The following is an 18174-nucleotide window of genomic DNA, read 5'->3' as shown; positions in this document are numbered from 1 at the left end:
TTAAAAATCCCATGTCAATCACTCCATATCTCCCTGAACAAAAGCGTCAGGGTAGCGTCGTTACATGGGTCAATTCTCAGTGAAAATTTAGGGGCCTACCGGGTCAGTTCTCAACGCAAATCAACAGCGTAGCCATCCCTTGTTCAATGTGACCGGTAAAAAGCGGACGCACCCCATCAGCGGGGAACTCGCCAGCGATCAGGGCAAAGGTCTGGCCATTTTCAGGATGATCACAGACTTCGACGATGACATAAGTGACCGCAAATTTCTCGCGCTCATAGCTCTTTGGGTTTGGATGGCGATTGCGCGCCTTCGTGCTATGCGCGCTCATCCCCCTTTCTCCTCGTTGAAAGCTGCCAGACTTAAACCTAAACGCCGAAATTGTGTTGTAGCCATTTCCACATGCATGCCCATAATCTCACACACATCACGCAACGATTTCCCCGCTTTTATAAGCCTGACGATCCGTTTGCGTTTCTCGGTGACATCGTTGGTTTTTGAGCGCGTTGCCTTGCTTTTAGGTTTGCGTGGTTTGCGTTTTGAAATCAGTTGCAAGCGATTGCACTTCAGCCCCATATTTTTCAGATCATCACGCACGGCCTGATCACTTAAGCTCAACTTCTGCATGATTCCCCGAACAGTAAGCCCCTGCTCGTTTGCCTTGCGCACCCTGTCACGGCGTTGTGCAACTTCAACATGGCGCGGAGACAGCTTTTTGGTTTTCTTTTGTGACTTACCGCTTCCGTTGAAGTTGGACTTCACATCGTTCTTATAAACGATCCTTTTGGTGTCCGGACACCAGACCTGCTCAAACGCTGATTTGCCCGGTTCACATCTGGTGATGCCCTTGGTCGCTATCGCTGCTTCGATCAGTCGGCGTTCTTCCGCAGTTATGACGTCCATATTCCACCCCCATATTCGGAGTCTTTTTTGATCAGAAAAACCGGTGCGTTGCGCTCAACTGCCCAGCAAACTTCGCGCCAGACTCCAATGCTTTTGTCCCAACCTTCCATTGCCGGAACGAACACCGCGTCGCTGTTTTCGAGAAGCGGCTGACACCACTTGGACCAGAAGGCATCAGCAAGCGGGTCAATCGCGCCTGCAATGTCTGCGTTGACCATTTGAACAGCATGAACGATGGGCGAAATCGCGGTGATGCCATTCACCGCGCAATGTGCTGCCCATTTTGCTGCAAGGAAGGCCGCAGCGTCCGAACGAACCGGACACCACTCGCCATCTAAATTCAAAGAAATCCGACTGTAAGGCGTCGCAAGATAGACCAACCGCCCCCGGCATTTCAGAAGAGCATCCATTAACAGGCAATCAACGGACAACAGCGAACTGTCGGCAAAATCGGCCTTGAGACCTGCCCAATCTGATGTTGCGGGGAAATCGGGTGCGGCGTTCATTCATCGCCCCCTTCCCGCATATGCGGGCCTTCCAAACGTGACCGGGCTTGGTGCAAAGCCAGCATAGCCTCATCGATTTCAGCGATGGCCTGCACCTTTTCGTCGGCTGAACTGGATTGCTCGGCAGCGAGAATTGCAGCAATCGCTTCGCCGCTTTCTTTTGCGATTGTGCCGGTTTGAGCGATCAGACTCTCACCTTCCATCACTGGACGATCTTCCAGACGTCGTGCCAAAAGCCGGGTCACCGGATAGCGGGCAGCGGCATCTTCAAGCGCAATAACATCCCCGATGGTCCAATCGAGATGGCCCGTTGCCTTCTTGCTGATCGTGCCCTTGCTGGCTCCTCCGCCCCACCGCGCATTGATGGTTTCCGCGACCGCGTCATAGCAGCCGAACCAGTCAAGAATGGATTTCATATTCGCGCGGGCGATTTTTCGCATGTCAGGCATAAGCAACCTCGATTCCTGTGCAAGAGAATGGATTGGCTGCATATTTCAGCCATGGAACTTGAGAATAAATTTGAATCAGAGAGAGATGCTGGAGCATTAAGCGGCCTCCACATCACTTTGGGACGGCTCATCTTCAATAAAAAAATGTTCTGGCCTAAGCCCAAAAAGGCCGCGCCGTGCCGCTCTCATGAGCATCTGCTGGCATTCTGCGGGAATGAGGCCCCCGGTCCCACCACGGCTCTTTGGGTACCCCCAACGGCGCACACTAATTTCGCCCCGCTCCACAATTCTCGCGACGTTAGCGACACCGCCGCAAATCTCAATTACTGTTCTAGCTGGGTTCAACATACCTTATTTGTTGCGTTTTTTGCAATATATGTCAATTGGTCTTATTGCGTTTTTTACTATATTAATTTTATTGCGATTATCACATGAATGACATCATGATTGAGATCGACGCAAAATGGCTAGCGAAACGCATAGGCAACGAACGGGGCTTGAAGGCCGATCTGGCGCGAGCACTGGGACTGACGCCAGACAAAATTAGCAGAATCCTATCAGGTAAAAGACAAATAAAGGCTTCTGAGGCCCCGATAATTTATAAATTTTTCACTAAAAATGAAGTTTCGCTGGACGAAATTACGAATGAACAGAAAGAAATGCTTTCTCTGTTAGCTCAGCTAACCGAAGAGGAACGTCAGTTTCTGCTAGACGCAGCAAAAGCACGCGTCGCTGCACGGAGTTCTTCTCAGAAACTATCTCCTGAAGACGGCGAATAATCTCCGCATCACTCATTTCACCATCCCCAACAATCGGACATGTAAACGCCAGGAATCTCCCGTCCTTGTTGCCCACAATCTTTCCCATTTTTTTTGGTGAAAATCCCATTCTTTTCGCGAGCCTTAGAAAAGTTGGCGGACCTAAAAACAAACATTCAGATGCGCCGACCGATTTTAGAAATTCGCACGCCTCGCGAAGAATCCGCTCGCCAACATGGGCGTTTTCTGCAGACACAAATCGCGTAAGTTCCCAGGTTTTTTCATCTGTTGGTGGCTCGCCATCGCAAAGGTTACTGGGTAGTCCAGGTAGCAACCCTAAATACGCGTCGCGGATCATATATGAATACTGAACCTTACCATTAGATTGCGGCTGCTTGGCATCCGTTCGAATTAAGCGTGCACCACCCAATATGTCTTGGCCTTCATGAGCGATGATGTAAGTCGCTCCGAGCGTATCGTACTGTTCGAATTCCAGCCGGTCATACTGATCCAAAGACCAATTCATTTGATCAATAAAAACCCGCTTACGTAGCCTAAAGAAACGATAAACTAGGTTCCAGTTCCCGATGCCGTCCGGAAATTGTACGACGGTTATTTTCGCTCTAGCTGTCATTCTTTCAGTCGCTGCTTGCCCTACAACGCAGCAATCTGTTTGCGATAACGCGAAATTGCAAGGCACCCTGAAAATTAACCTGATAAACGATACTATCGATGGTTTTGACCCGCCAGAGAGGACACAGCGGGTAATAAATGGAAAGAAAAATGTTAAAAAAAATACCGGAAATTATCGAAGATTACGACGAGGAGATCAGGCCGATTCGTGAGATCGGAACATCTGGAATCGTACTCTTGTTTAACTACACCCTCAGCGGGCCACAGTTCTTCGACTCAACTTACCCGACGGAATGGCAAGAATTCTATGAGCAGAAGAAATACTACTTCAGGGACCCGGTTCTGGTCTGGTCAATCCTCTTTACTGGCGACAAACGCTGGTCGGATATCGTGCTGCAAAAATCCAACCCGGTGATGAAGCAGGCCAAGAAATACGGCATCGTCTATGGCGCTTCGTTTTCCCGTGCGTTGAATGGTCGAAACTCCATCCTGTCCGTCTCAAGGCCAGACCGGGAAGTAACAGACGAAGAAATGTCGTTCCTTAGTGGCTGGTTCGATGAAATCGTTATGCTTGTCGATGGCGATAGCGGCCTATCTGATGGTGAAAAAGAAGTTCTTTCCTTTCTTAATGCAGGTCTAAACTTTCACCAGATTAGTGATGAGCTGGAGATTTCTGTTCCAGCTTCAAAAGCAAGGGCCAGATCTGCACGTGTGAAATTGAAATGCCTCACAACAACGCAGGCGGTAGGCAGAGCTGTAAAGCGAAATTACATCTGATCGAAAGCTGCTTCAGTACGCCAAAATGCAAAACTAGTATCTTGCGATTCGACTATTCGACCACCAATATTTTCGGTCAATAAAATTCGTTTTTTGATTTTATTGCGTTTTTTGCAATTATAAAACTTGACGTTTATTGCGTTTTTTGCAACTACTCCTCCATCAAACCAATGGAGACCGCAATGACCAGCCCACAGCAAACATTGAACACGCACCGCATCCTGCGTGAACAATTGTATGACCTCGCCGCCAAAGGGGCGATCTTGGCGCTTGTCTGTACCTTCGTCCTTTTCGGTGCCCGGTGCATCGCCAAGGGCGTGAACAACGCGATCATCGACAGCATCCGCATTGAAGAGGTCGCCAAATGGAACTGAACCTTTTCTTCCAAGCCAGCGCCAATGGGCCTGACGCTGGCCAACTTGCCGGGGGCGAAGTCGCCCCCGGCACCTTTCCAACAACCGGGCGACCCTCCCTCGCCCATGGGGGTGCCGTCGCTCCAGCGCAGCATCCCCAAAAGGCGTTGGCATGAACACCGCATTCCTGCTCATGGCAAAATATGACGGCATGCCCATCATCCCCGCGCAAAAAGTGTGCGACGACTTCTTCCCGCACCTGACGCTGGTCAAATTTTTACGCAAGATCAGCGAAGGCCAGATCGCACTGCCAATGGTGCGGATCGAGGAAAGCCAGAAAAGCGCGAAAGGTGTGCATCTGCAGGACTTAGCCGCATATCTTGACGACCGGCGCAAGGCGGCACAGCGTGAGTATGAGCAGATGTATGGCTGAGTGTGCCGTTGCTTGCCCACAATAGACAGGCGCCTTCGGCTCTGGCCGGACACTGGTAGGCTTCAAGGCGGCTTCCCGAAAGCTGCCATTGTTGCAGAGCACAGTGTTTTCACCTGACTAAGGTCAGCGCCGCGATGCATTATCAACAATGCCAACCAGAATGCTCGTATTCGATTGCGAAGCCATTTGTTCTGCTGAAACCGCAATTGATTGTGAGCTGGTCGCATCGTCTTGGTTGCCCCAACTGCGACTTTGGTGCATGATAAATTACTGTTTATCAGAAAAAGACAACACACGCATTGCTAAGCCCTTATTCTATTGAACTTGCCGAACGGTTTCAAACTACGCTCGTTGGCATTGTCGGCTTCGTCGGTGTCATTTGGACGCTTCGTGCCAATGCTCGACATGCGAGAGCCGAACATAAAAGGCAGATAGAAACCAGACGAACAACGTTGCGACGAATCCTGGCTGCAGAGTTTCGAAACTATGCACGTGCGCTCAAGCAAAACCTCGAGGCCACGCCCCCAATCGACGAGTTCGTGTCTGTAGGTAGGGTAAACAGGATTTTTTCCGAGCAGCTAGCGGCCGACCTGGGTTTGCTCGATCTCGACGAAATTGACATCGTAGTGAACGCTTTGATTAGTTTGGACGGTATGGACCGCTATCTCGAGAATATCTCTCCCCACGCCTCTGAGACTCGGTTTCTTGTCCCCGCAAACGCCTGGGACGACTTCCGAAAGATCAATTCTACAACCGCCGATGCACTCGACTGCGCGATCCAAGTACTTGAACTGTCTGGTCAGGCTTGAAGCAATTCAAAAGCGGCCCAAAGCGGACTAATATCATTCGTTTCACCGCTGCAGTGCAGCTTTCGCATTGCGGACATTGGTTTTTACTGTGCAAACTTCATACGAAGATCGACAATGTCAAAGAGGCCAGCCTGTGGAACTTGAGGCTAACCTGATAGTTTCAAGTGCATCACAAAAAATCGTTTAAGAAAATGCCCATTAAGTGGAACTAATAGTATGAGCCTGAACGCAGCACTCACCCGCGCCAAAACCGAGGAAGACGTCAAGGACGCCTATATCGAGGCGCTTGGCCTCAAAAGTGTGCATAAGGGGCTAGTCGATATCCAGACCCCTGAAATATGGTTCGAGGCCAAGGAGGCACCCACTCCGCCGCTGCTGATGTTCGCGCAATTGCTGGTCTACGTTCGCGCCGCGCGCAAGCGGGGCGAGGCGATCCCGGGTTTCCTGTGCGTAATTGACCGCGAGAAGGCGGCCCTGATGGCAACCGAGCATGTAATACCGCTGCTAAAAGACAAGTCCATAGTCTGGCCTAAAGCTGCCTCTGCAGCTGACATGGCACTCACTGCCCAGATCGCCCCGACGATCCAAACCCATTTCATCCTCTACCAAATCGACGACTACGAAGCCGAATTCATCAAGGCTACGAAGGACGCAGTAAGCGAAGGCCGGATCATCCGCACCCCGATCACGCCCGACAACCTGCGGCAGGTATTCGACAAATGGGTCGCGATGGTCGGCGTAGAACTTGGCGTAAAGGATGAGGCGGATTACGCCGTGTTGTTTTTTGCCGACATCATGCATGACGGGCGCGATGAAGCGATGCGCAACCTTCCCGCCCGCCTTTTGTTCAGCGGCAATAAACCCGTGTTCATCATCGGGGCCGACCAATATGAACTCGCCAGCGAACGCGGCTATCGCAATTTCTGGAACATCTACCATCGCCCGCCTGAAAAGGAGCATCGGCACTATTTGCTTGAGCGGCGCGACAGCCTGCTGCCGATGGACGATCAGAAGTTCAAGGGCGCGTTCTACACCCCGTTGCACATCGTCGATAAAGCCTATGACCAGCTGACCGCCACGCTAGGCGCGAACTGGCAAAAAAAATATATCGTATGGGATATGTGCGCTGGTGTCGGCAATCTTGAGGCCAAGCACAGCAACCTGCGCAATGTTTACATGTCCACACTGGATCAGGAGGACGTAACGATCATGCGCAGCAACCCCGCTTTTGCGGGGGCCGAGATTTTCCAGTATGATTATTTGAACGACGACGTGGATGATTTTGGGCAGATTGACTACGACTTGTCGGGCAAGCTGCCAACGGCGCTGCGTCAGGCGATTGCCGATGCGCGTGAGCGCAAGAAGGGCGCGAAGCCGATCTTGGTGCTGATAAATCCCCCTTATGCTGAAGCGACGAGTTCGGACAACGCGGTAAGTCAAGGCGAAGATCGCAGCAAGAAAGGTGTCGCTCGCTCTCGATATTCACTGGCCGGAATGAACGAGTTCGGAAAAGCAAGCAATGAACTTTTCACTCAATTTCTGGCACGCGCTTACGATGAAATACCCAATGCGAAAATCGCGCTTTTCAGCACTTTGAAGTATGTCAATTCACAAGCGTTTGAAGAATTTAGAACGGCTTGGCATGCCAAATATCTGGGAGGGCTTGTAGTTCATAGCCGCGCTTTTGACGGCTTGAAAGGTGACTTCCCGATTGGCTTTTTGATTTGGGACACCGGCGAGCGGTTGCCAATCAATGAGGCTGGCGTTGTAGCACTGGATCGAGATGGAATCATTGTTGGTGAAAAATCTTTCGTCAACATCGAGAACAGCCGTCTTCTTGCGACATGGGTGCCTCGCCCCGCTACTAACAAATCGCCAGCTATACCGCTCAAAGGAGCAATCCTTCCAGCGACCGCTAAAGCCGACGTCCGAGGGACGCGATGGTCGGATGATGCAATTGGCTGGTTTAACTGCGCGGGAAACGACCTCCAGCAAGCCGCAAAACTAACGATGATGCTCTCATCCGGCTTTGGGAGTGGAAGAGGCTATTTCGTTAATTCAGAAAACCTCTGGCAAGCCGCCATCGTCTTCTCCGTTCGTCGCCTCATCAAGCCAACATGGCTGAACGACCGTGACCAGTTCCTGCAACCCTCACAACCGCTCTCGGACGAATTCAAATCAGATTGTCTTGTCTGGATGCTGTTCAACGGCAGCAATCTCACAGCGGGGGCTGACGGGCTGCGTTGGAATGATCGGGACTGGACGATCACAAATCACTTCATCCCTTATACCGAGGCCGAGGTTGGCGCAAAGGCGCGGTTTGAAAGCGATTTCATGGTGAGCTATATGGCGGGCATGGCCTTCTCGCCCGAAGCGCAGGCCGTTCTCGACGAAGGCCGCAAAGTGTTTCAGCGTTTCCATGCCAGAAGCTTTCCCAACAAGATCAGGGAGGAATACAAACTAGGCCGCGCGGACGCAGGTTGGTATCAGGTGCGCCGCGCGCTCGAAGCCTTTAGCGATACGGAATTCGCCGGCTTCGATCCCTTCAAAGCCAAATATGCCGACCTTTCTGCGAAGCTGCGCCCACAGGTGTTTGAGCTTGGATTTTTACCGAGCTAGGTGGGGTCGAGTGCGGCATGAGGCGGCCGTCACGTTCCGGTAAGCCTAGAAGTTCACCGCAAAGCCGCTTTGTGCTGCCGAGGGGGCGGGCAAGCGCCTTAACGAAAGGACCGAACAAGTGCTAAACCGCGCCGCAAGTTTAATGCGCCGGTGAGGTCGGCTTTTATTGGTAACGTATTGTCAGAGGATAATACCGCGCGATTGGTGCTTTGCACCGCAAGAGCATCGGTGCGGCTAGACATCGAATGGCAGCTTTATTCACAATCGGACTCTATCCAGGCAAGTGCAGCGAATGATCCCTTTCCGCCCTAACTGCTTTGGTATTGAGGAAGCCACGTGTCCGCCACGGCTCGAGCCCGTCTTTAGAGTTTTTCAGCTTCAATTTCTGTTCCAACAATCGAAAACACAACAAGATAGACCAACATTCGGGCCAACTGAACAAATTTATCCGACATAAATATTTGTAAAATAACAATAATTACTTTCACCCCATCCAATCCATCATAGGGGCAATAGACAGGCGGTGGGCGGGGTAAGTCATTACAGGACCCGGCAGAAACTTCTTTGCCGTTCCCTAAGCCTTTCATGAAGATTTGCCAAGATCACTCTGCGATGACCGATTCAATTTGCCCATCAGTTTTCGCTTCGCCTGTGCCTGGGGCTATAAAACATTGCATGTAAGTTCATCCAGAAAACAAGTGCGACACAGGCGATCGACCAGCGGGGCATTTGTAAATGAACGCGCAGCAACCATTTATTGCATGCTGCGCGACATCAGACGTTCAGATTTGGGCCGGCACCAAAAGCGTGCCGACAATTTTACGAATACCTATTCTCAAGTTTTCAGAGCTTATTTACAGGAACTTTGAGGAAGGTATTGCCGTCCTCATCAGCTGGCGGCATGTCCCCTGCCCGCATGTTCACCTGTAAAGAGGGAATGATAAGTCGCGGCATATCAAGTGTCGCATCGCGATCTTCACGCATTTTCACAAACACTTCGCGCGATGTGCCGCCACCCACATGAATGTTTGTGGCCTTTTCTTCGCGCACCGTCGTTTCCCAGCGTATCTCGCGCCCGTTAGGCCCATAATCGTGGCAAATAAACAAGCGCATGTCATCCGGCAATGAGAGCACTTTTTGAATTGAATCATAAAGCTCTCCAGCGTCACCACCCGGGAAATCCGCGCGGGCAGAACCGCCATCGGGCATAAACAATGTGTCGCCTACAAAGGCTACGTCGCCAATGACATACACCATACAAGCCGGCGTGTGGCCGGGAGTGTGAATGGCAACCCCCTGCATCGAACCGATCTTGTATGTGTCACCATCTTTAAACAACCGGTCAAACTGGCTGCCATCGCGCTGGAACTCTGTCCCTTCATTGAAAACTTTACCAAAAGTTTCCTGTACCACAGTGATCTTGTCACCCACGGTGATATCACCACCCAGCTTTTCCTGAATATAAGGTGCCGCAGACAGGTGATCTGCATGAACATGGGTCTCGATCTGCAAGATCAGCTTCATACCATTGCTCTGGACAAAATCGATGATTTTATCTGCGCTGTCTGTTGTTATACGACCGGCCGCATAATCGATATCCATCACTGAATCGACGATGGCACAAGCATCAGAGGACGGGTCCTTCACCACATAAGAGATTGTATTCGTGTCCGGGTCAAAAAACGCCGTCACCTCTGGCTTAACATCCATGTTTACCGGATAATCTGACATTGAATTCTCTCCTCTCATAACAAACGCGCCTGAAACTGTCTGGCGACAAAAATGCCGGCCAGCAGCGCCGCGATAAAATACACTACTTCGATTTTACCAGTTCCGATCACTGGCAGGGCACCGCCCGGGCAAAACCCGCCAATCCCCCAGCCAATGCCAAATATGATCGCACCGCCAACGAGTGGCAGGTCTATCTCTTGCTTGCTTGGCAACAAAAACTGTTTGGCCATAGCGGGCTTAGGTTTGCCCAGCACAACCCGATATCCGAGAAAGGTCACAACAAGTGCGCCCCCCATCACAAAAATAAGGCTGGGATCCCAAGTTCCCGCGATGTCAAAGAAGTTCACGACCTTAGCGGGGTTTCCCATCCCGGAAATGGAAATACCCAATCCAAAGATCAGCCCAACGAGGTAATATGTGATCAAACGCATTTTATCCCGCTCCAAGAAAATGTCGTATTACGAAGACGGTCACAAAGGTCGTCAGCATGAAGGTACATGTCGCTACGATCGAGCGCAGCGAAAGACGTGCCATTCCACATACGCCATGGCCTGACGTGCACCCAGACCCCAACGTTACACCAATTCCAACAACAAACCCGCCAACCAGAAGCATTGGCAGTGAAACCGGCACCTCAACCGCTGGAAAACTTCCTGTCAGCAGCAAATAAAGGACCGGTCCTGAAACCATGCCCAGAACAAGCACTGCGCGCCAAAGCCAGTCGCCAGAATTGGAAGGAAACAGCACGCCCGACAAAATGCCTGTCGCGCCAAAAACGCGACCGTGCAATAGCATCAGGAGAACGGCCGCTAAGCCGATCAAAAAACCGCCGAACAGCGAGGCCCAAGGGGTAAACTCTGTCATCATTTTGAAGACCGGCAGGTTTTAATACCAAAGATCAAGTAAAGCGGACAGACGCGCATTGCCGATGTTGCGAGCATGACCAACCCAACAATAATGGCCCCCCACTTCATCAGGCCACTTTCAAACAAGGTTATATTGCTAAACAAGGCCAATCCCAGCAACACGACGCCAATCAAGGCGCGCAGGCCGCGGTCCAGACCGCCAACATTCTTAGACATTTACTTGCTCCTACTTGCTCCGATTCTTTCTACTCCCATTATTATACAACACCACCGTTCGTCGGTCGGTGATCTTGTCACAGAGCAGTGGTATTTATTCGGAACGCGCTAATTTTTCGAGCGCTGCAGTATCGGTGAGTGTGACCACAGCGCGGCTGAGCACGACCCAACCGCGGCGCTGAAAGTCCTGCAACTGGCGCGAAATCACCTCGCGCGCGGTGCCAAGTTCTGTTGCGAGTTGCTGGTGTGTGGTGTGCAAAGATCCGGTGTCACGACCAAGCTCCAGCAGTTTTTGCGCCAGACGAATATCTATCCGGCGAAAAGCGATTTCCTCGATAACGTAAAACAGGTCGGTAATGCGTCTTGAGTAGGCAGAGAATACAAACTGCCGGAAGTCAGTCGAGTCTGAAACGAGCTTGTCAAATACATCACGCGGAATCGCTGCGGCGACAACATCGGTTTCGGCAATCCCTTCTGCCGAATAATCCTCGTAGGCGAGCAGACAAGCCGTTGTCAGAACGCAGCTTTCGCCAGCGTGCACCCTGTAAAGCACGATTTCACGCCCGCCTTCGGTTGTCTGGCTGACGCGAACAGTTCCTTCAATCAGCAAAAGCAGGTTTTCTGGGGCTTTTCCTGGGCCAAATATCACGGTGTCTTTCGGCACCTTGACGATCATGCTTTTCTCGACGAGCAAATCCCGGATTGGCGCGGGCAGTTTGGACAGCCCGGCAAAACGATCAATCCAATCCATAAAATTCGCTCCTGACATTTGCGCCACTCAAACTAAAACGCGCTGTATGGATGGGCAAGCATGCCATTTCTTTTGTCTCTGATTTGTTCCGGTGCAACCGTTCAACCAAGAAAGAATTGGGAAAGCTCGTTCGTTGCATTTAAAATTCTCATTTTCTTGTTCCCCTATCTAAGCCTAGCATGCAGCTATTAAAGCAGGAGAGCCTTATGCCTAAAGATCGCGCCATACTGCATCTTGCTTTGGGGCAGACACTGGTCTGGGCGGGGCTTTACTATATCTTCCCAGCCTCCCTGCTGAGATGGGAGCAGGAACTAGGATGGTCCAAAACCAGTCTCACCGCCGCGATCACTCTGGCGGTTCTCATATCAGCCATGCTCTCTCCTTTAACTGGCAGGATTATCGACAAGGGGCGCGGGCCGTTGATGATGGCAGGGTCGGCTTTTTGTGGCGGAATCGGATTGCTTTTTCTATCAATGGTTACAGAGCTTTGGCAATTCTATCTGGTTTGGGCCGCTATCGGGATGACGATGGCCGGGTGCCTTTATGAACCCTGCTTCGCCCTGATCACCCGCACGCGGGGAGAGAAGGCAAAAAGCGGGATAATCTTCATCACGCTTGCCGCAGGGTTTGCAAGCACGATTAGCTTTCCGGTGATGCACACACTGGCAAGCCAGCTAGGCTGGCGCACGGCGACAGTCATGTTCGGGCTGATGGTGATCCTTTTCGTTACGCCGCTGCTCTGGAGCGGGGCCCGTGGCCTTGAGCAGGGCCGCATGGATAGCACGAAAAATGAGGAACATGAGACGGGCAAGAAAGACGGATTTTTGAAAAGGCCTACCTTCTGGTTTCTGGCGATCGGTTTCGCCTCAATTGCTTTGGTGCACGGGGCCACTTTGCACCACCTTCTCCCAATCCTTGATGAACGTGGCATTTCGGGCGAAATGGCTGTGCTCGCCGCCTCCTTCATAGGTCCGATGCAGGTTGCTGGCAGGCTGGCGATGATGGCCTCTGAAAAATACACATCTCACCACGGTATCGCTGTCGTGGCTTTTGTGCTGATCGGATTGTCGATTGTTTTGTTAGCGGTCAGTGGTGCGTCGCCCGCCTTCCTGTCGTCCTTTGTCATACTTTTCGCAGGAGCGTATGGAACCGTCAGCATCCTGCGTCCTCTGATTACAAGGGACATACTCGGACAGCGGAATTTTGGTGCCAAATCAGGTGCCCTTGCCCTGCCCTACCTCGGTGGCTCGGCAACAGCGCCCTATCTGGGCTCTCTCATCTGGGAGCGCGGTGGATATGATGTAATGCTCATTATTTTGACGATCCTTACCGTTATAGGGTGTTGTTCCTATCTTGTGGCACACCGGCTTTCAGGCTCTTAACGACCACGACCGGTCCTACTTAGCCAACTTATGACAAAGTGTTTTTCGAAATGGTGATCCCATCAGGCACCGAAGTAATTGTCCCAAATCATACCACCCTGCCCCAATAGCCTTTTGAAGAAGCATGTAAATAAGGTGTTTGGGGTCGCCGACTGTTTCATAGTGTTTCACAATGCCCCTGGCAGTTCCGCGAAAATTGGGGAATATGTGGGGAATGAAACGAATGGCAAAGCTGGCAGCGAACATTCTAAGCACCGCAAGCGCAGGAAAGCATTCCGACGGTGGTGGCCTCTACCGGCCTCATGGTGTTTGATACACGAGACACATAGATGTTAGCTTGAAGTTTCTTGATGTGTTACGTCGGGTCATCTTTTGATCGTATTTTGATGCCCGGACGTTTCGGAATAACTTCCTCCGAACTATTCATGTGCAGATCAACTGGAGCATGAACCTCTTCAACCACTATCTCATCCCCCTGAATACGCCGAAAACCTGCATCGATTGAAACAATTCCTTTGTACCCAAATCTGAATCGGCCCCCGTGGCTTGGTAAGTACCCTTCCGCACCGCGATATGAAAAAGCACAACAGTTCGGATAGTCTGCCAAAAACTCGTCCTTTGTTTCATAGACTTTGTAGGAAACTTGCTCATGTCCGTCTTCGGGCACTTTGACCCGAATGCGGATTGGGAACGCTCTTTCGTTTTTGGCTTTCTTGGGGGAGCGGGAACGAGTTTTCATAGGGAAACCTGTATCAGCAGGAAACGCTTTGTTTCAACATAAGCTATATATCCTTAGGTTGTATTGCAGTTACACAGCCGCATGATTGATTTTACTGTCCCTCAGAACCGTAGGTACTGTCTCGGTGTTCCGATGCTCTTGGTAGAGCTTACAGCGCTGCTGTTGCTCGCATCTTGGCTAGTGTGAGCGATTCTGCTTTCGAACAACACTCACAAGCTTCCATCAGACATCACATGAATCGTTATCGCATCTAGCAGATGGCATCACCGAGTAGCTTTCCCCATCCGCCAAATCGCGACGGTGCAATTCGAACGTCTCACAATAATTGTCATGTCTGCTTGGGGGAAATAGTAAGCATCGTGTAGGTTCAGGTCCGCCTCTGACTTTGCGTATTCTCCCAAAACTTTCACAAATTGGCTCTCATTCCATTGTGTTCCAACCACTACGTTTTCAATCACCCACTTCTGCGCCACATTCCGTTGGTCGGCTTGGCCCTTACTCTCGCCAGAACCCGTCAATTCAATTTCCGCGATTCCTAAAATTTCCTCTCTGATCTCCCTCGCAGCGCTGGGACCATTTTCCGCACCCCACCTCGGATAGAAGGTAACTTCTGCTAAATATTCGCCAGCGGGTAAGTTTTCGCTTTCACCGTCGAGAATTACGGTTTGCACGGGAGACGTAATAGTTACGCGTTTTGACACACCAATGTATGTGTCAGTTGGGTTTTGATCCTTGATCGAAAGACTTGCCATGACCTCAATCGGTAAGGGGATATTAGTATTGACTGTAAGTTCTGCGGTGAAGGCAGAGGCCGGGGATGCTTCAACGAAAATTTCAAAACCAGTCGTGATATCCTGAACCGCAGCATTTGCGGGTGGAGTCTCTTTTGCAACCTCAGGCTCTTCAAAAAAAACGCCAAGAACAATTATCAAAGCTCCGATTGCAACTAGTAAACTAAGTTTTTTCATGATGTTACTTTCAAATTTTTTTATAGACCGTGTGAAGATATCATGTCCATTTCCACTCGCCTAAAGACGAACCTAGACACCCGAAAAGCTGAGGATCTAGTAAAATTCAGCAGAAATTTTCACAAGGAACCCCATCGTTATCCCCATCCAAGCGGCCTCCCCAAGAGCAATTCCGGAACAACCAGTAGGCTTCTTCACAACTTCTAATCGTCCGGGAGCAAGTCTTTTTTGGGCTGCAAGAATAAGATTGTGCAAGTTGCATGACCCTTTCACGCGGTGGTTTGTTTGATTTTTGTACATCGCCTTGTTGAAGGGGTGCAACGGAGGCTGGTAATGAGAGTAAGGCAATAACTGCCAATGTATTTATTTAAACAAAGACCCGCATTTCAAAATTCCAGTATTAGTTTAGATTAACAATTCATGAACAACTTTAAAGTGAAACCAAGAGCGTATCAATCATGCTAAAACAGACTTCGATTTCTGCTCTGGTTTTCGTAGCATCCTTTCAACCCGTTGTTGCTTTCGAGACTGTGGCTCAGTTGAAAGGCATAGCCGTCGTTGCAGACGGTGACGGCGTGCTGTTTGATCAGGTAGAAGTCCGTCTGCAAGTTATACCCGTCTTCAGGCACTTTCACCCGAATGCGGATTGGGAACGCTTGTTCGACTTTGGCTTTCTTGGGGGAGCGGGAACGTGTTCTCATGATAGGGGAACCTAAAGCGAGCAACGAATTTGGAGCCAGGCCAACTACAACAAGCCCTTGTCAATTCTTCGAAAACGATTTTTCTCAAGGCGGTTACCCTGATTGGTCGCCACCATTGGTGAGCGGGCTTTATGGACTGCGGGCGGGTGTTGCGGGCGCGGCTAGGATATTCTAATTTGCACCAACCGGAAGCGGTTGTGGGTTTAAGCTGCTACCTGTCTGCCACAGCAATCAAGGTCAACCAGATGCCCAGTTCAATCAATTGGCGTAGAATTTTGCTGCTCGCATTTTGCCTTCTTCTTGTGGGGGTATTTTTTGTGGTTTGGCAGGTGCCTTCATTTGTCGAGTTTCGCAACAATTTCGATAGTGAAACTATCAAAAAAATGGTGCAGCGGGCCGGGATTTGGGGGCCATTGCTCGTAATCGCTCTGATGACGTTCGCTGTAGTGATGAGCCCACTACCAAGCGCCCCTATTGCACTTGCATCAGGAGCGGCCTATGGCCACTTTCTGGGCACCTTATACGTTCTCGCTGGCGCAGAGGCAGGTGCTTTGATCGCATTTGGATTAGCGAGAGTGTTGGGGCGGGAAACACTACACCACTGGTTTGGTGAACGGCTTGAGATTGGTCTACTGGGATCACAAAATACACTGATGTTAACTGTTTTTTTGAGCCGCCTATTGCCTTTCATCTCCTTTGATCTGGTCAGCTACGCTGCAGGACTTAGCTACCTGCGATTTTGGCGTTTTGCCTTTGCTACTTTGGCTGGAATCATTCCTGCTAGTTTTCTTCTTGCCCATTTTGGGGCCGAGATTACCACTACTAATTTTTCGGGCGCCGCCTGGAGTGCACTGTTGCTTGGCGCTATCACAGGGCTTCCAGTTTTGTGGATCGCATTGCGCCGAAATAATGGGAGGAAATGAATTACCTTCTTTGAGACACACGACATGTCAGTCAGCGTAAGTTTGGCGCGTTCAAGCCCCACTCCATTTTTGAAACACACCTGCAATAAATGCGTAACGGGAAGCTTTGCTAATAGAGACGAGGAGGAGAAAACGAAGCACATCGACGCGTAACGCACCCGCGACGACGGTGATAGGGTCTCCAATCACAGGCAACCAAGAAAGAAGCAAAGACCAGACCCCATACCGATCATACCAAATCTCTGCTCGTTCATAGGCTTTTTCTTTGACAGGGAACCATTTTCGATCGCGGAACATGGAAAAGGTTCGTCCAAGAAACCAGTTAACCAACGAACCAAGTACATTCCCCGCTGTCGCTACGAGAATTAGCATCATTACTTCTTCGCTGCCGCCTGCCAGAAGCGTAAGAAGCATTGCTTCAGATGATCCTGGCAAGAGTGTTGCTGAGGTAAAAGCACTAGCAAAGAGAACGGCAAAGGCAGCAATGGAAGTCATAGGAGCATCCTTTCACGTTCAGAATGCACTGTGCCGAAACGGGTTTGGCCCTTATTGCGCAGCCTGGTACGAGTTACCTGAAAACAAGGAAAGAGGAAAGAAAGTGCATTGCGCTACCTTGTGAAATTTTTCCACAGCAAACTGATTACTGAATAAGGGAAAACTGGTGAAAGGACGCATTAAATGTATTCAGAGTTTCGGCTTCTTTTACATTTCACCTTTGTGCAACAAATAAATGCGGTAAACGAAATTTCGTGATATGCTGTTTAGCTTAGGCCGCTTGCGGCACTCAAGCTGCTTGGCCGCCATTCTGGGGGACAGTCATGAAGCTTATTCATTCAACAAGTTTAGTAATTATATTTTCTCTGACAACGACCGCTGCGCTGTCAGACAGCTATGACCTTAATGCTCTTCGAGCCGCCACTGAAAAATACAAAGATGTAAATGTGGCACTCGAGGAGGGGTTCATACCAGATCCTTCCGGGCATTGTGTATCGGCTGCTGCTGAAGGCCTGCCTGCTGAATGGGGGGCAATGGGCATTCACTACCTTCGTCCAGATATTTTGCAGATCACGGGTGATGATCCACGCGTAAATGGAACAGGAACACACACAGATTTTGAGAAACCAGCAATTTTGCTCTATGAGCCTCAGGCTGACGGCTCAATGACCCTTTTGGGAATTGAGAACCTCGTATTTGAAGCGGGGTGGCGAGGAATGGGTCATAATGGGCCGCCAATGACCAATGGCCGCCATTGGGACCATATGGCAGACAACCCGGACACAGAAGGTGACGAAGCGCATGGTTTTATGCCGCATTTTGATCAGCATATTTGGCTTTTCAGGGACAACCCCGCCGGAGATCTCGAGCCATTTAATGTGAATGTTACCTGCGAGCATCACTCGGGATAGGAAACCAGCCCAAGCCAACGCCTAGTGTTCACTTCGTTTTTTCGTGTTCACTACTGACGAAGCCAACAGTCGAAATTGGGGAAGCAGACATTCGTCGGGTTCAGCGGCAATGACCGCTCAGCGGTGTGGTTTCAACTGATCGCCGCAACACATGCTTCAAATTTCTCTGCTGGCGTTTGGTATTGCAAGGTCTTTCGAGGTCGCTCGTTGAGTTGACCAGCGACGGCGCTGAGTTTGGCTTGACTAAAGCC

Annotated in this window: 24 protein-coding genes; 9 read left to right on the top strand and 15 right to left on the bottom strand. The window is 50.5% G+C overall.

Features of this window, described 5'->3' with window-relative positions; genetic code table 11:
* Nucleotides 1-103: 103 nt before the first annotated feature.
* The 5 genes from J4E70_RS18740 to J4E70_RS18720 all read right to left on the bottom strand — a co-directional run bounded on the left by J4E70_RS18740 (nucleotide 104) and on the right by J4E70_RS18720 (nucleotide 3250).
* Nucleotides 104-331: a hypothetical protein gene (locus J4E70_RS18740; RefSeq protein WP_213891389.1), complete on the bottom strand. Its 228-nt coding sequence runs from the start codon at nucleotides 329-331 to the stop codon at nucleotides 104-106.
* On the bottom strand, nucleotides 328-903 hold the full coding sequence (locus J4E70_RS18735; protein ID WP_213891388.1) for a hypothetical protein: 576 nt from the start codon (nucleotides 901-903) through the stop codon (nucleotides 328-330). The genes J4E70_RS18740 and J4E70_RS18735 overlap by 4 nt, the downstream gene beginning before the upstream one ends.
* Complete coding sequence (locus J4E70_RS18730; RefSeq protein ID WP_213891386.1) at nucleotides 891-1409, bottom strand: DUF1937 family protein; 519 nt, start codon at nucleotides 1407-1409, stop codon at nucleotides 891-893. Before J4E70_RS18730 ends, J4E70_RS18735 begins: the two co-directional genes overlap by 13 nt.
* Entirely contained in the window at nucleotides 1406-1858 is a 453-nt protein-coding gene (locus J4E70_RS18725; protein ID WP_213891384.1) for a hypothetical protein, read from the bottom strand. The genes J4E70_RS18730 and J4E70_RS18725 overlap by 4 nt, the downstream gene beginning before the upstream one ends.
* Before the next feature lie 639 nt (nucleotides 1859-2497).
* Nucleotides 2498-3250, bottom strand: coding sequence for an acyl-homoserine-lactone synthase (locus J4E70_RS18720; protein WP_213891382.1), 753 nt, complete (start codon nucleotides 3248-3250; stop codon nucleotides 2498-2500).
* A 137-nt stretch (nucleotides 3251-3387) separates the two neighbouring features.
* Here J4E70_RS18720 and J4E70_RS18715 point away from each other — a divergent pair, with 137 nt between their 5' ends.
* The 6 genes from J4E70_RS18715 to J4E70_RS18690 all read left to right on the top strand — a co-directional run bounded on the left by J4E70_RS18715 (nucleotide 3388) and on the right by J4E70_RS18690 (nucleotide 8240).
* A complete protein-coding gene (locus J4E70_RS18715; RefSeq protein WP_213891380.1) occupies nucleotides 3388-4026 on the top strand; it encodes a helix-turn-helix transcriptional regulator in 639 nt (212 codons plus the stop codon).
* 182 nt (nucleotides 4027-4208) lie between these two features.
* Complete coding sequence (locus J4E70_RS18710) at nucleotides 4209-4400, top strand: hypothetical protein (RefSeq protein ID WP_213891378.1); 192 nt, start codon at nucleotides 4209-4211, stop codon at nucleotides 4398-4400.
* Entirely contained in the window at nucleotides 4391-4555 is a 165-nt protein-coding gene (locus J4E70_RS18705; RefSeq protein WP_213891376.1) for a hypothetical protein, read from the top strand. The genes J4E70_RS18710 and J4E70_RS18705 overlap by 10 nt, the downstream gene beginning before the upstream one ends.
* Entirely contained in the window at nucleotides 4552-4812 is a 261-nt protein-coding gene (locus J4E70_RS18700; protein WP_246531871.1) for a pyocin activator PrtN family protein, read from the top strand. The genes J4E70_RS18705 and J4E70_RS18700 overlap by 4 nt, the downstream gene beginning before the upstream one ends.
* Nucleotides 4813-5264: 452 nt before the next feature.
* Nucleotides 5265-5621, top strand: a complete 357-nt coding sequence (locus J4E70_RS18695) for a hypothetical protein (RefSeq protein WP_213891374.1) — start codon at nucleotides 5265-5267, stop codon at nucleotides 5619-5621.
* Between the two features lie 216 nt (nucleotides 5622-5837).
* Nucleotides 5838-8240, top strand: a complete 2403-nt coding sequence (locus tag J4E70_RS18690) for a hypothetical protein (RefSeq protein ID WP_213891372.1) — start codon at nucleotides 5838-5840, stop codon at nucleotides 8238-8240.
* Nucleotides 8241-8602: 362 nt separating this feature from the next.
* On the opposite strand, the gene J4E70_RS18685 is transcribed toward J4E70_RS18690, so the two are convergent.
* The 6 genes from J4E70_RS18685 to J4E70_RS18660 all read right to left on the bottom strand — a co-directional run bounded on the left by J4E70_RS18685 (nucleotide 8603) and on the right by J4E70_RS18660 (nucleotide 11804).
* Nucleotides 8603-8827 carry a hypothetical protein gene (locus J4E70_RS18685; RefSeq protein ID WP_213891370.1) on the bottom strand — a complete coding sequence of 75 codons (225 nt, stop codon included), beginning with the start codon at nucleotides 8825-8827 and terminating at the stop codon, nucleotides 8603-8605.
* 256 nt (nucleotides 8828-9083) lie between these two features.
* Nucleotides 9084-9971, bottom strand: a complete 888-nt coding sequence (locus J4E70_RS18680) for an MBL fold metallo-hydrolase (RefSeq protein ID WP_213891368.1) — start codon at nucleotides 9969-9971, stop codon at nucleotides 9084-9086.
* Between the two features lie 14 nt (nucleotides 9972-9985).
* Nucleotides 9986-10402 carry a DUF6691 family protein gene (locus J4E70_RS18675; protein ID WP_213891366.1) on the bottom strand — a complete coding sequence of 139 codons (417 nt, stop codon included), beginning with the start codon at nucleotides 10400-10402 and terminating at the stop codon, nucleotides 9986-9988.
* Nucleotide 10403: 1 nt separating this feature from the next.
* The gene (locus J4E70_RS18670) at nucleotides 10404-10838 is read right to left on the bottom strand and encodes a YeeE/YedE family protein (RefSeq protein WP_213891364.1); all 435 of its coding nucleotides are present in this window, start codon (nucleotides 10836-10838) and stop codon (nucleotides 10404-10406) included.
* Nucleotides 10835-11053 (bottom strand): YgaP family membrane protein, encoded by a 219-nt coding sequence (locus tag J4E70_RS18665; RefSeq protein ID WP_213891363.1) that lies wholly within the window; start codon nucleotides 11051-11053, stop codon nucleotides 10835-10837. Before J4E70_RS18665 ends, J4E70_RS18670 begins: the two co-directional genes overlap by 4 nt.
* 94 nt (nucleotides 11054-11147) lie before the next feature.
* Nucleotides 11148-11804, bottom strand: a complete 657-nt coding sequence (locus J4E70_RS18660; protein ID WP_213891361.1) for a Crp/Fnr family transcriptional regulator — start codon at nucleotides 11802-11804, stop codon at nucleotides 11148-11150.
* A gap of 206 nt (nucleotides 11805-12010) precedes the next feature.
* Between J4E70_RS18660 and J4E70_RS18655 the strand changes: the two genes are divergently transcribed.
* Nucleotides 12011-13186: an MFS transporter gene (locus J4E70_RS18655; protein WP_213891359.1), complete on the top strand. Its 1176-nt coding sequence runs from the start codon at nucleotides 12011-12013 to the stop codon at nucleotides 13184-13186.
* A 355-nt stretch (nucleotides 13187-13541) separates the two neighbouring features.
* Here J4E70_RS18655 and J4E70_RS18650 read toward each other — a convergent pair whose 3' ends face one another.
* The 3 genes from J4E70_RS18650 to J4E70_RS18640 all read right to left on the bottom strand — a co-directional run bounded on the left by J4E70_RS18650 (nucleotide 13542) and on the right by J4E70_RS18640 (nucleotide 15594).
* The gene (locus J4E70_RS18650) at nucleotides 13542-13925 is read right to left on the bottom strand and encodes a hypothetical protein (RefSeq protein WP_213891357.1); all 384 of its coding nucleotides are present in this window, start codon (nucleotides 13923-13925) and stop codon (nucleotides 13542-13544) included.
* Between the two features lie 263 nt (nucleotides 13926-14188).
* The gene (locus tag J4E70_RS18645) at nucleotides 14189-14893 is read right to left on the bottom strand and encodes a hypothetical protein (protein ID WP_213891355.1); all 705 of its coding nucleotides are present in this window, start codon (nucleotides 14891-14893) and stop codon (nucleotides 14189-14191) included.
* Nucleotides 14894-15354: 461 nt separating this feature from the next.
* Nucleotides 15355-15594 carry a hypothetical protein gene (locus tag J4E70_RS18640; protein WP_213891353.1) on the bottom strand — a complete coding sequence of 80 codons (240 nt, stop codon included), beginning with the start codon at nucleotides 15592-15594 and terminating at the stop codon, nucleotides 15355-15357.
* Between the two features lie 245 nt (nucleotides 15595-15839).
* Between J4E70_RS18640 and J4E70_RS18635 the strand changes: the two genes are divergently transcribed.
* Entirely contained in the window at nucleotides 15840-16517 is a 678-nt protein-coding gene (locus tag J4E70_RS18635) for a TVP38/TMEM64 family protein (protein ID WP_213891351.1), read from the top strand.
* A gap of 51 nt (nucleotides 16518-16568) precedes the next feature.
* Here the strand turns inward: J4E70_RS18635 and J4E70_RS18630 are convergent, their stop codons facing one another.
* Nucleotides 16569-17012: a YqaA family protein gene (locus J4E70_RS18630; protein WP_213891349.1), complete on the bottom strand. Its 444-nt coding sequence runs from the start codon at nucleotides 17010-17012 to the stop codon at nucleotides 16569-16571.
* Between the two features lie 323 nt (nucleotides 17013-17335).
* Here J4E70_RS18630 and J4E70_RS18625 point away from each other — a divergent pair, with 323 nt between their 5' ends.
* A complete protein-coding gene (locus tag J4E70_RS18625) occupies nucleotides 17336-17923 on the top strand; it encodes a hypothetical protein (RefSeq protein WP_246531870.1) in 588 nt (195 codons plus the stop codon).
* The last annotated feature ends 251 nt before the right edge of the window (nucleotides 17924-18174 follow it).

Origin of the sequence: Pseudohalocynthiibacter aestuariivivens, from assembly GCF_018457175.1 — a bacterium.
Lineage (GTDB): Bacteria > Pseudomonadota > Alphaproteobacteria > Rhodobacterales > Rhodobacteraceae > Pseudohalocynthiibacter > Pseudohalocynthiibacter aestuariivivens.
The sequence above is the reverse complement of the archived record's forward strand: the minus strand, read 5'-3'. Positions and strand labels throughout refer to the sequence as shown.

Excerpts from the sequence above, each read along its gene's own strand:
- J4E70_RS18740 (WP_213891389.1), bottom strand. The coding sequence starts at position 331 with ATGAGCGCGCATAGCACGAAGGCGCGCAATCGCCATCCAAACCCAAAG.
- J4E70_RS18735 (WP_213891388.1), bottom strand. The coding sequence starts at position 903 with ATGGACGTCATAACTGCGGAAGAACGCCGACTGATCGAAGCAGCGATA.
- J4E70_RS18730 (WP_213891386.1), bottom strand. The coding sequence starts at position 1,409 with ATGAACGCCGCACCCGATTTCCCCGCAACATCAGATTGGGCAGGTCTC.
- J4E70_RS18725 (WP_213891384.1), bottom strand. The coding sequence starts at position 1,858 with ATGCCTGACATGCGAAAAATCGCCCGCGCGAATATGAAATCCATTCTT.
- J4E70_RS18720 (WP_213891382.1), bottom strand. The coding sequence starts at position 3,250 with ATGACAGCTAGAGCGAAAATAACCGTCGTACAATTTCCGGACGGCATC.
- J4E70_RS18715 (WP_213891380.1), top strand. The coding sequence starts at position 3,388 with ATGGAAAGAAAAATGTTAAAAAAAATACCGGAAATTATCGAAGATTAC.
- J4E70_RS18710 (WP_213891378.1), top strand. The coding sequence starts at position 4,209 with ATGACCAGCCCACAGCAAACATTGAACACGCACCGCATCCTGCGTGAA.
- J4E70_RS18705 (WP_213891376.1), top strand. The coding sequence starts at position 4,391 with ATGGAACTGAACCTTTTCTTCCAAGCCAGCGCCAATGGGCCTGACGCT.
- J4E70_RS18700 (WP_246531871.1), top strand. The coding sequence starts at position 4,552 with ATGAACACCGCATTCCTGCTCATGGCAAAATATGACGGCATGCCCATC.
- J4E70_RS18690 (WP_213891372.1), top strand. The coding sequence starts at position 5,838 with ATGAGCCTGAACGCAGCACTCACCCGCGCCAAAACCGAGGAAGACGTC.
- J4E70_RS18685 (WP_213891370.1), bottom strand. The coding sequence starts at position 8,827 with ATGAAAGGCTTAGGGAACGGCAAAGAAGTTTCTGCCGGGTCCTGTAAT.
- J4E70_RS18680 (WP_213891368.1), bottom strand. The coding sequence starts at position 9,971 with ATGTCAGATTATCCGGTAAACATGGATGTTAAGCCAGAGGTGACGGCG.
- J4E70_RS18675 (WP_213891366.1), bottom strand. The coding sequence starts at position 10,402 with ATGCGTTTGATCACATATTACCTCGTTGGGCTGATCTTTGGATTGGGT.
- J4E70_RS18670 (WP_213891364.1), bottom strand. The coding sequence starts at position 10,838 with ATGATGACAGAGTTTACCCCTTGGGCCTCGCTGTTCGGCGGTTTTTTG.
- J4E70_RS18665 (WP_213891363.1), bottom strand. The coding sequence starts at position 11,053 with ATGTCTAAGAATGTTGGCGGTCTGGACCGCGGCCTGCGCGCCTTGATT.
- J4E70_RS18660 (WP_213891361.1), bottom strand. The coding sequence starts at position 11,804 with ATGGATTGGATTGATCGTTTTGCCGGGCTGTCCAAACTGCCCGCGCCA.
- J4E70_RS18655 (WP_213891359.1), top strand. The coding sequence starts at position 12,011 with ATGCCTAAAGATCGCGCCATACTGCATCTTGCTTTGGGGCAGACACTG.
- J4E70_RS18650 (WP_213891357.1), bottom strand. The coding sequence starts at position 13,925 with ATGAAAACTCGTTCCCGCTCCCCCAAGAAAGCCAAAAACGAAAGAGCG.
- J4E70_RS18645 (WP_213891355.1), bottom strand. The coding sequence starts at position 14,893 with ATGAAAAAACTTAGTTTACTAGTTGCAATCGGAGCTTTGATAATTGTT.
- J4E70_RS18640 (WP_213891353.1), bottom strand. The coding sequence starts at position 15,594 with ATGAGAACACGTTCCCGCTCCCCCAAGAAAGCCAAAGTCGAACAAGCG.
- J4E70_RS18635 (WP_213891351.1), top strand. The coding sequence starts at position 15,840 with ATGCCCAGTTCAATCAATTGGCGTAGAATTTTGCTGCTCGCATTTTGC.
- J4E70_RS18630 (WP_213891349.1), bottom strand. The coding sequence starts at position 17,012 with ATGACTTCCATTGCTGCCTTTGCCGTTCTCTTTGCTAGTGCTTTTACC.
- J4E70_RS18625 (WP_246531870.1), top strand. The coding sequence starts at position 17,336 with ATGAAGCTTATTCATTCAACAAGTTTAGTAATTATATTTTCTCTGACA.